This window comes from Mycobacterium sp. (assembly GCF_050701515.1).
Lineage (GTDB): Bacteria > Actinomycetota > Actinomycetes > Mycobacteriales > Mycobacteriaceae > Mycobacterium.
Window position 1 is genome coordinate 1 of the sequence record NZ_JBOGDB010000264.1, and the last position, 9,045, is coordinate 9,045.

Consider the following 9,045-nt stretch of genomic DNA (forward strand, 5'->3'; position numbering starts at 1 on the left):
CCACCTGGTTCCGTAGATTCCGATTCGTTTTCGTCCCGGCCGCCGACGCCGCCGTGACCGCCGTTGCCCTCGAGGAAGCCGCCGTTACCGCCGTCACCACCGGCGATGGCTGCGGAAACGCGATTACCCATCGCGTCGTAGACGGCGTCCACGCCGTCGCCGCCGTTACCGCCGTTGCCGAACAAGAAACCGCCGTCGCCGCCGTCACCACCGAACGCGCCGTCACCGCCACTACCCCACAGCAGCCCGCCGTTGCCACCGTTACAGTTGGCGGTGCAATCCGGGTCGATCTCGAGGGCGTCGAAGCCATCGCCGATCAGCCAACCACCCGGACCGATGATCGGCGGCAACTCGAACTGTTCGACCGCAGCGGCCAGCGCGGTGGGCATCGGCGAGCCGGCTGGCCCGATCAGGCCGCCCTCGCCACCCAACCACCACGGATCTGCCGGGCTCAGCGGGAGCGCGGACTCGGTGGATGCCAGCTGCACGCCCGCAGTGGTCGGCGCCGACGCGCCCGGCGCAGAGGCCAGCAGCACGCCGATCCCGACCATCGCTGCTCCCGAGACTCCCGTAGTCACATATTGACGAGCCGATATCCGCGGCCCGCGCCTGCGGTGTTTGGACATGGCAGGAAACCCCTTCGGAGCGATGCCTTCTGCCACCGGCAGCAGGACTTCCTGTGTCTGTTCCGGGAAAGACGTGTCTTTCTCGGGATAGATGTCCCAACTCTAACGGTTTGCTCAGCAAAATGGCACGCAAATGGGTATTGATCTTGAAGAAAGTCTTACGGCGGCGAAAGTGGCGCTTGTCGAAGCACGCGATCACCTACATCGTCGCGGCAGTTCGGCGAAAATCGAGTCCGTTGGCGGGGACCGTATATCTACCTTGCCAACCAGCGGACTTCCCCAGAAAGATGCAAGCAGACCGCAGATTTGCCAAATTGCCCGTTTTGTACCGATAGCGCGGATGCTGGCGAAATTGGAGAGCACGTGGGGGCACGCCTTCCTGCGCAATCTAGGCTTCCATGTCAGCAGCCGGAGAGTTTGCTGCGAATTCTGATCGGCCAGGCGCCCAAGTCCAAGCAGTGGGGCTGCCGGCCGAAGCCGTCGTCGAGAACGCCACGAATCGCAGTCTGCGCCGAAATGGGATTCCCGGTCGTTAGAACCGGCAGTTAGCAGCAGGGAATCCCATTTCGCGGGAAATCAGAACCGGTAGTCGCCCAGCCACAACGCGCTCACACCCGTCAGCGATTGCTCGGCCTGATCGACCAACCCCGCCACCGATCGCCCGACCAGTGCCGCGACGGCCTCCGGCAGCGACGCCGCCGCCGGTTGCGACGACGGTTTGGGCCGCAGGAATTCCAGCAGCGAGGAGCCCGGATAGCTGATGATGCGGACGTCGGCATCCTCGTCCAGCCCGGCGAGCACCTTGGCGCGGGTGATCGCGGTGCGCAGCCCGCCGAGTTCGTCGACCAATCCCCGTTCGAGCGCATCCGAGCCGGTCCACACCCGGCCGCGGGCCACCGCGTCGACGGCGTCGACGGGCAGCTTGCGGCCCAGCCCGACACGCTCGACGAAGTCGGTGTAGAACAGGTCGGCCTCCGCCTCGACGCGGGCGCGCTGTTCCTCGGTGAACGGCTCGTTGATGGACCACGCGTCGGCGTTCTCGTTGGTGCGCAGCGAGTCCGAGCCCACACCGAGGCGGCCCTTCAGTTCGCGGGCCACCAGCTTGCCGGTCACCACGCCGATCGATCCGGTGATGGTGCCGGGGTTGGCGACGATCGCGTCGGCGCCTATCGACACGTAGTACCCGCCGGATGCCGCGACCGCGCCCATCGACGCGACGACCGGCTTGCCGGCCCCATCCTTTCCCGAGCGCACTCGGATGACTTCTCGCCAAATGGTTTCCGAGCCGGTGACCGAACCGCCGGGGCTGTCGACCCGCAGCACGATCGCCGACACTGAATCGTCGGCAGCGGCCTCGCGCAGCGCGGCGGCGATGGTGTCCCCGCCGGTGCTGGAGTTTCCGAACGGCAATGGTTGCGGGCCGCCGCGGCCACTGACGATCGGGCCGGCCACCGTCACCACGGCGATGGTCGGCTTGGACTTGCGGCCGGGAATCGGCGGCATCGGCGCCGCGGGCCGCGGCGCTGTCGCCTTGGCATAGCGCGACAAGTACAGCCGCGGCGGCGCATCGGGATCGTTGTCGGCGTCACCCGATGAAATCCCAGGTGCGCCAGCGAGTTCGGCAATCCGCGCATAGGCCTCGTCGCGGAAGCCGATGCGATCCACCAGCCCGCCGCTGACGGCGTCGTCGCGCAGCAGCGGGGCCTTGTCGGCCAGCGCGTCCACCGCGGCGGCATCGATGTGCCGGGACTCGGCGATCGCCTGCCACACCTGGGTGTGCAGGCTCTCCAGCAGCCGGCTGTCCGCCTCGCGGTGGGCGTCGGTGTAGCGGTCCTGCGTGAAAAGGTTTGCGGCGGACTTGTATTCGCCACGAGCGATGAACTGCGCCTCGATGCCCGCCTTGTCCAGCGCGTCGCGCAGGAACAGCGCGTGGGTGGCGAAGCCGACCAGCCCGACCGTTCCCGACGGCTGCATCCACACCTCGCGGAATGCCGATGCGAGGTAGTACGACAGCGTGCCCGGATACGTCTCGGCCCACGCCAGCGAGGGCTTGACATCGCTGAATGCGGAGATGGCATCCCGCAATTCCTGCACCGGTCCGGCGGCCGCGGCCGGAATCTGCACCCGGGCGATCAGTCCGGCCACTCGGGAGTCCTCCGCCGCCCGGTGGATGGCCGCGACGGCTTCCCTGAGCACCAGCGGTCGGCCTCCGCCCCGGATGAGCACGAAGGGATCGAATCCCCCGGTCTCGTGCGGCACGGAGAGCAGGTCCAGTTCGATCACACAGTCGCTCGGCACTCCGCGATGACGGGCGGTGTCGACCTTGCGGCCCAGGGACCGCAGATCGTCGAGACTCGGAATGCCTGGCACGAAGCTGAACATGGCTCGAGCCTACCTATCAGGGAGTGTTGTCCAGCCACGCGCGGTTGCCATAGCCATCGAGGTGAGCCACCTCGTCGACTGGTTTACGGGTCGTCGGACCGTAGCGTCCACGCGGCCAGCCGAGTGGTACAACGCAGCAGGGAGTCACGGTAAGCGGTAGACCCAGGATTCTCCGAGCCGACGTCACGCTCCACAGCGGCAGGGTAATGAGCGACCCACCAATCCCCATCGCGCGCGCAGCCAGCAACAGATTCTGCACGCTCGGGTAGATCGAACCGAAGAAAGATGACTCACCCAGAAACGGCGATGGCAGGTACGGCAGGCGCATTCCGCCGCGCAGGCACGGCACCACGAGGACCGGAATCTCGCTGAAGTGGTCGACCTGCCATTGCACGGCACGCAGAATCTTCATCATCGACTCATCGCCGGCGACAACCCGACGGCCAATCCCGCCATAGAGAGACCAGGCTTGGCGGTACCGCTTGCCAAGCTTTTCCTTCACGCTGGGGTCCTTCACGACGACGAATTCCCAGTTCTGCCCGTTCGACCCGGTTGGTGCGCGCAGCGCAAGCTCGATGCACTTCAGCACCAGCGCGTCATCAACCGGATCGGGCAGAACGCGCCGCACCGCTCGCTGCGTCATCATCGCGTCGACCATCGGCATGTTGAGGCCGGCAAGGGCCTCATCGACGGACGGGATGGAGTTCGATGTGTCAGTCATAGCCACGGAGGCTACGGCAGCGACGGATTACCGCAGCGTCTGGATGAAGACCTCGACGCGGGCGATGCGCCCGTCACCGTCGAGTTCGAAGACCAGCACCTCCGGGTAGCGGACGGGCTTGCCGTCGAGTTTCACCGTCTCGGTGAGCTCGGCGAACGCCAGCCCGCCGTTGGCGTAGGTGACTCGGTCGACCTCCATCCGGTAACCCTCGAGCACCGGCACCGTGTCGACGATGAAGGCGAGGTAGTCGTCACGGCCGGCGTAGCGGTCGCCGAACGGGCCGACGCGGACAATGTCGTCGGCGGCGCACTCGCGCACCACATCCCAGTCATGGGATGCGATGGCGTCGAGGTATCGCTCGACGATGTCAAGCATCCGCGTCCTCGCCGCGAGACTAGAGCTCGGTGACCGATCCGCCCGCGGCGGTGATCTTCTCGCGCGCGCTGCCGCTGAACTTGTGCGCGGTGACCTCGACCTTGACGGTGATCTTGCCGTCGCCGAGCACCTTCACCCGGCTGTTCTTGCGGACCGCGCCCTTGGCCACCAGTTCGTCCACGTCGACCTTGCCGCCCTTGGGGAACAGCTTGTTGATGTCGCCGACGTTGACGACCTCGTACTCCGTGCGGAACCGATTCGTGAAGCCCTTGAGCTTGGGCAGCCGCATGTGGATCGGCATCTGCCCGCCCTCGAAGGTCACCGGCACGTTCTTGCGGGCCTTGGTGCCCTTGGTGCCGCGACCGGCGGTCTTGCCCCGCTTGCCACCCTCGCCGCGACCCACCCGGGTCTTGGCGGTCTTCGACCCGGGTGCCGGGCGCAGGTCATGCAGTTTGATCGTCATTATTTCGACTCCACCGCTTCTACTTCAATGAGATGGTGCACGGACTTGATCAGGCCACGGGTCTGCGCGTTGTCTTCACGGACCACCGACTGGCGAATCTTCCGCAGCCCCAGCGTCCGCAGGCTTTCACGCTGCCTCCACCGAACACCGATGGTGCTGCGCACCTGGGTGATCTTCAGCTCTGCCATGGTTATACCGTTCCTTCTCGGGCGGCCGCCGAATTGGAACTGGCGGCCGCCGCCGCCTCGGCCTCCCGCCGCGCCCGCAGCATGCCGGCCGGCGCGACGTCCTCGATGGACAGCCCACGTCGGGCCGCCACCTCTTCCGGACGCTGCAGCAGCTTCAGTGCCGCGACGGTGGCGTGCACCACGTTGATCGCGTTGTCGCTACCCAACGACTTGGCCAGGATATCGTGCACGCCAGCGCATTCCAGCACCGCACGTACCGCGCCGCCGGCGATCACACCGGTACCGGGGCTGGCCGGACGCAGCATCACCACACCCGCAGCCTCTTCGCCCTGCACAGGGTGCGTGATGGTGCCGCCGATCAGCGGAACCCGGAAGAAGCCCTTGCGCGCTTCCTCCACGCCCTTGGCGATCGCGGCGGGAACCTCCTTCGCCTTGCCGTAGCCGACGCCGACCATGCCGTTGCCGTCGCCGACGATCACCAGCGCGGTGAAGCTGAACCGCCGACCACCCTTGACCACCTTGGAAACTCGGTTGATCGCGACGACGCGCTCGAGGTAGTTGCTCTTCTCGCCGCCATCGCGGTCGCGACGACCGCCGCGATCGTCACGACGGCCCCGGCCCTCGCGGTCACCGCGGGGCGGCCTGCCGTCCGAACTCGAAGGCCCGGCGGCTCCTGCTGCCTGCTCGGCCATTACGCAGTCCTTCCAATTGTTTTCAGGTCGTTCATCATCAGAACTTCAGCCCGCCTTCGCGCGCCGCGTCGGCCAGTGCCGCGAGCCGTCCGCCGTACGTATAGCCGCCGCGGTCGAACACGACGGTCTCGATCCCGGCGGCCTTGGCCCGCTCGGCGATCAGCTGACCGACCCGCTTGCTGTGGGCCTTCTTGTCGCCGTCCACCCCGCGCACGTCGGCCTCGATGGACGACGCCGCGGCCAGCGTGGTGCCGTCCAGGTCGTTTACTAGTTGCACGTGGATGTGCCGCGAGGACCGGTGCACCACCAGCCGCGGCCGCTCGGCCGTCCCGGCGATCTTCTTGCGCAGCCGGGCGTGCCTGCGCAACCGCGACACTCGGCGGGCAGCCGCGACGCTCGGCGCTGCCGACTTGCCTGCGGCGGTCTGTGCTGCTTTTGCTTTCTGGGCTGTAGTCATTCCTACTTACCTGTCTTTCCGACCTTGCGGCGGATCTGCTCACCCTCGTAGCGGATGCCCTTGCCCTTGTAGGGGTCGCTCTTCCGCAGGCGACGGATGTTGGCCGCGATCTGGCCGACCTTCTGCTTGTCGATGCCGGATATCGAGAACTTCGTCGGGGTCTCCACCGCGAAGGTGACACCCTCCGGGGCGGTGATCAGCACCGGGTGGCTATAGCCCAGGGAAAACTCGAGGTTGCCGCCCTTGGCCACCACGCGATAGCCGACGCCGAAGATCTCCATCTTGATGGTGTAGCCCTCGGTGACACCGGTGACGAGGTTGGCCACCAGCGTGCGGGACAGCCCGTGCAGCGAGCGGTTGTGCCGCTCGTCGTCGGGCCGGGCCACCACGACCGCTCCATCGTCGTTGCGGGAGACGGTGATCGGGTCGGCGACCGCCAACTCGAGGGTGCCCTTCGGCCCCTTGACCGACACGTGCTGCCCGTCGATCGTCACATCGACCCCGGCGGGAATCGGAACCGGGTCCTTACCAATACGCGACATGTCTAGCCCCTCACCACACGTACGCGAGGACTTCGCCGCCCACGCCCTGTCGTGCCGCCTGACGGTCGGTGAGCAGACCCGAGGATGTGGAGATGATCGCCACACCCAGGCCACCGAGCACGCGCGGCAGGTTGGTGGATCTCGCGTACACCCGCAGCCCGGGCTTGGATACCCGGCGCAGGCCGGCGATGCTGCGTTCGCGGCTCGGGCCATACTTCAGCTCGACGACCAGCGCCTTGCCCACCCGAGCATCCTCGGTGTGGTAATCGGAGATGTAGCCCTCGCTCTTGAGGATCTCGGCGATATTGGCCTTGATCTTCGAGTGCGGCAGCGACACCTCGTCGTGGTACGCCGAATTGGCGTTGCGCAGACGTGTCAAGAAGTCTGCGATCGGGTCCGTCATCGTCATGACAGCCGGTTCACCTTCCTCGCGGCGGTTCCCATCGCGGGCCTACCGCAACCTATTCCGATGTTGTGGTCTGTGTTATCTGCTCTTCGCGCGAGCGCTCATCGCGCGGTCTCCTACCAGCTGGCTTTCTGTACGCCCGGCAGCTCTCCGGCGTGCGCCATCTCGCGCAGGCAGATGCGGCACAGCCCGAACTTGCGGTAGACCGCGTGCGGGCGGCCGCACTTGCTGCAACGCGTGTAGGCGCGCACCTTGAACTTGGGCTTCTTGTTGGCCTTGTTGACAAGTGCCTTCTTTGCCATCTGCTCAGTTCTCCTTGAACGGAAAGCCCAGCGCCCGCAACAGCGCTCGTCCTTCGTCGTCGTTCGTCGCCGAGGTGACGACGGTGATGTCCATGCCGCGGGGCCGGTCGATGGAATCCACATCGATCTCGTGGAACACCGACTGCTCGGTCAGCCCGAACGTGTAGTTGCCGCTGCCGTCGAACTGCTTGGTCGACAGGCCGCGGAAGTCGCGGATACGTGGTAGCGCGATCGAGATGAGCCGGTCCAGGAACTCCCACATCCGGTCGCCGCGCAGCGTCACCCGCGCGCCGATCGGCATGCCCTCGCGCAGCTTGAACTGTGCGATGGACTTGCGGGCCTTGCGCACCTCCGGCTTCTGACCGGTGATCATCGCCAGGTCGTTGACGGCGCCGTTGATCAGCTTGGCGTCGCGGGCGGCGTCGCCGACACCCATGTTGACGACGACCTTCACCACGCCGGGGATCTGCATCACGTTGGCGTAGCCGAATTCCTGCTTCAGCGAGTCCCGGATTTCCTCCCGGTAGCGCTGCTTCAAGCGGGGCGCAGGCCTTTGGTCCGGCTCGGCCGGACGTGTCTTCTCAGAAGTGGTCATCAGATGTCCTTGCCGTTGGTCTTGGCGATGCGGACCTTCTTGCCGGTCTCGTCGTCTTTGCGGTACCCGACGCGGGTGGGCTTGCCGTCGGAGTCGATCACCATCACGTTGGACACGTTGATCGGCGCCTCCTGGGTGACGATCCCGCCCGATTGCGCACCACGCTCGGTGCGCGAGATCGGGGTGTGCTTCTTGATCCGGTTCACGCCCTCCACGAGCACCTTCTCGCGGTCCGGGTAGGCCACCAGCACCTTGCCTTTGGCGCCCTTGTCCTTGCCGGAGATGACCAGCACGGTGTCGCCCTTGTGGACCTTCATCTACAGCACCTCCGGGGCCAGCGAGACGATCTTCATGAAGCGCTTCTCGCGCAGTTCGCGGCCGACCGGACCGAAAATGCGGGTCCCACGCGGATCGTTGTCCGGCTTGATGATCACCGCGGCGTTCTCGTCGAACTTGATGTAGCTGCCGTCGGCGCGGCGGCGCTCCTTCACCGTACGCACGATGACGGCCTTCACTATCTCGCCGCGCTTGACTCCGCCGCCGGGGATGGCTTCCTTGACGGTCGCCACGATGACGTCGCCGATGCCGGCGTAGCGCCGGGACGAGCCGCCGAGCACCCGGATGCACAAGATCTCCCTGGCGCCCGTGTTGTCGGCGACCTTCACCCGCGATTCCTGCTGAATCACTCGATCTCCTCGACCTGGTTATATGTGCACGGCAGGCCCGAACGTTCTGGTGGGCAATGCCCACCAGAGACCTGAGAGTGCGCGGTCTGGCGTCACCGAAGGGCACGCGGGGCCGACTCGAACGCCGGCCGAGGTCTGCCCAAGGCAACCAGTGAATTCTAGGGGACGACCAGCTCAGAACCAAATCTGCGCTGGTCAGCGGTCACCTTGCACCGCGAGCGTGCGCGTCTGCGGCCGACACGCCGGGAAATTCACACAGTTTGCGCACGCTCGCCGGATCGGCCGACCAGGTGGCCGCACACTTGACCCGACGTCAGGAGCCTCGAGCGTGCGTGTTCTCGGGTCGGCCCCCGGCGTGTCGGGTGCAGACACCTTCGTAAGTGGTTTTTGTCAAGGGTTGGGGGGCCTGCCCGGTCCTCGTCTCTACGTAGTTCGTCAAACGGGTTTGGTTCCCGACTGCGTGCAACCGAGTTCGGTGAGGAGCGGGCGGGGCCTGCTCATGGTGTCTGGCGAGGTCACCTGCTGGTGCCTCAGGCACGCGTGGAGCTTGGCCCCAACCACGGTTCATTCAGATGGCTCCTCGTTAAGCGGCGGCGGGCAGGTCGGCGGG

General features: G+C 66.2%; 13 protein-coding genes and 1 pseudogene. All 14 read right to left on the bottom strand.

What is annotated here, in order from left to right; translation table 11 throughout:
* Positions 1–578 (bottom strand): annotated as a pseudogene (locus ACRDU5_RS19875) (hypothetical protein); the annotation flags it as partial.
* A 624-nt stretch (positions 579–1,202) separates the two neighbouring features.
* Positions 1,203–3,008: a signal peptide peptidase SppA gene (gene sppA, locus ACRDU5_RS19880; RefSeq protein WP_526616533.1), complete on the bottom strand. Its 1,806-nt coding sequence runs from the start codon at positions 3,006–3,008 to the stop codon at positions 1,203–1,205.
* Between the two features lie 16 nt (positions 3,009–3,024).
* On the bottom strand, positions 3,025–3,672 hold the full coding sequence (locus ACRDU5_RS19885) for a nitroreductase family protein (RefSeq protein ID WP_526616535.1): 648 nt from the start codon (positions 3,670–3,672) through the stop codon (positions 3,025–3,027).
* 84 nt (positions 3,673–3,756) lie between these two features.
* Positions 3,757–4,104, bottom strand: a complete 348-nt coding sequence (locus ACRDU5_RS19890) for a nuclear transport factor 2 family protein (protein ID WP_526616537.1) — start codon at positions 4,102–4,104, stop codon at positions 3,757–3,759.
* 19 nt (positions 4,105–4,123) lie between these two features.
* Entirely contained in the window at positions 4,124–4,567 is a 444-nt protein-coding gene (gene rplO, locus ACRDU5_RS19895) for a 50S ribosomal protein L15 (RefSeq protein ID WP_526616538.1), read from the bottom strand.
* Positions 4,567–4,755 (bottom strand): 50S ribosomal protein L30, encoded by a 189-nt coding sequence (gene rpmD, locus ACRDU5_RS19900; protein ID WP_526616539.1) that lies wholly within the window; start codon positions 4,753–4,755, stop codon positions 4,567–4,569. Before rpmD ends, rplO begins: the two co-directional genes overlap by 1 nt.
* A 2-nt stretch (positions 4,756–4,757) precedes the next feature.
* Positions 4,758–5,447, bottom strand: a complete 690-nt coding sequence (gene rpsE / locus ACRDU5_RS19905) for a 30S ribosomal protein S5 (protein WP_526616540.1) — start codon at positions 5,445–5,447, stop codon at positions 4,758–4,760.
* Positions 5,448–5,484: 37 nt separating this feature from the next.
* The gene (rplR, locus tag ACRDU5_RS19910; protein ID WP_526616542.1) at positions 5,485–5,904 is read right to left on the bottom strand and encodes a 50S ribosomal protein L18; all 420 of its coding nucleotides are present in this window, start codon (positions 5,902–5,904) and stop codon (positions 5,485–5,487) included.
* A 2-nt stretch (positions 5,905–5,906) separates the two neighbouring features.
* Complete coding sequence (rplF, locus tag ACRDU5_RS19915; RefSeq protein WP_526616543.1) at positions 5,907–6,446, bottom strand: 50S ribosomal protein L6; 540 nt, start codon at positions 6,444–6,446, stop codon at positions 5,907–5,909.
* 10 nt (positions 6,447–6,456) lie between these two features.
* Entirely contained in the window at positions 6,457–6,855 is a 399-nt protein-coding gene (rpsH, locus tag ACRDU5_RS19920; RefSeq protein ID WP_526616545.1) for a 30S ribosomal protein S8, read from the bottom strand.
* A gap of 113 nt (positions 6,856–6,968) precedes the next feature.
* The gene (locus tag ACRDU5_RS19925; RefSeq protein ID WP_526616547.1) at positions 6,969–7,154 is read right to left on the bottom strand and encodes a type Z 30S ribosomal protein S14; all 186 of its coding nucleotides are present in this window, start codon (positions 7,152–7,154) and stop codon (positions 6,969–6,971) included.
* Between the two features lie 4 nt (positions 7,155–7,158).
* Positions 7,159–7,749 carry a 50S ribosomal protein L5 gene (gene rplE / locus ACRDU5_RS19930; protein ID WP_526616549.1) on the bottom strand — a complete coding sequence of 197 codons (591 nt, stop codon included), beginning with the start codon at positions 7,747–7,749 and terminating at the stop codon, positions 7,159–7,161.
* The gene (rplX, locus tag ACRDU5_RS19935; protein WP_526616550.1) at positions 7,749–8,066 is read right to left on the bottom strand and encodes a 50S ribosomal protein L24; all 318 of its coding nucleotides are present in this window, start codon (positions 8,064–8,066) and stop codon (positions 7,749–7,751) included. The genes rplE and rplX overlap by 1 nt, the downstream gene beginning before the upstream one ends.
* Entirely contained in the window at positions 8,067–8,435 is a 369-nt protein-coding gene (rplN, locus tag ACRDU5_RS19940; RefSeq protein ID WP_526616551.1) for a 50S ribosomal protein L14, read from the bottom strand.
* Between the last annotated feature and the right edge of the window lie 610 nt (positions 8,436–9,045).

Excerpts from the sequence above, each read along its gene's own strand:
- rpmD (WP_526616539.1), bottom strand. The coding sequence starts at position 4,755 with ATGGCAGAGCTGAAGATCACCCAGGTGCGCAGCACCATCGGTGTTCGG.
- rpsH (WP_526616545.1), bottom strand. The coding sequence starts at position 6,855 with ATGACGATGACGGACCCGATCGCAGACTTCTTGACACGTCTGCGCAAC.
- rpsE (WP_526616540.1), bottom strand. The coding sequence starts at position 5,447 with ATGGCCGAGCAGGCAGCAGGAGCCGCCGGGCCTTCGAGTTCGGACGGC.
- ACRDU5_RS19885 (WP_526616535.1), bottom strand. The coding sequence starts at position 3,672 with ATGCCGATGGTCGACGCGATGATGACGCAGCGAGCGGTGCGGCGCGTT.
- rplO (WP_526616538.1), bottom strand. The coding sequence starts at position 4,567 with ATGACGATCAAACTGCATGACCTGCGCCCGGCACCCGGGTCGAAGACC.
- ACRDU5_RS19925 (WP_526616547.1), bottom strand. The coding sequence starts at position 7,154 with ATGGCAAAGAAGGCACTTGTCAACAAGGCCAACAAGAAGCCCAAGTTC.
- ACRDU5_RS19890 (WP_526616537.1), bottom strand. The coding sequence starts at position 4,104 with ATGCTTGACATCGTCGAGCGATACCTCGACGCCATCGCATCCCATGAC.
- rplF (WP_526616543.1), bottom strand. The coding sequence starts at position 6,446 with ATGTCGCGTATTGGTAAGGACCCGGTTCCGATTCCCGCCGGGGTCGAT.
- rplR (WP_526616542.1), bottom strand. The coding sequence starts at position 5,904 with ATGACTACAGCCCAGAAAGCAAAAGCAGCACAGACCGCCGCAGGCAAG.
- sppA (WP_526616533.1), bottom strand. The coding sequence starts at position 3,008 with ATGTTCAGCTTCGTGCCAGGCATTCCGAGTCTCGACGATCTGCGGTCC.
- rplX (WP_526616550.1), bottom strand. The coding sequence starts at position 8,066 with ATGAAGGTCCACAAGGGCGACACCGTGCTGGTCATCTCCGGCAAGGAC.
- rplE (WP_526616549.1), bottom strand. The coding sequence starts at position 7,749 with ATGACCACTTCTGAGAAGACACGTCCGGCCGAGCCGGACCAAAGGCCT.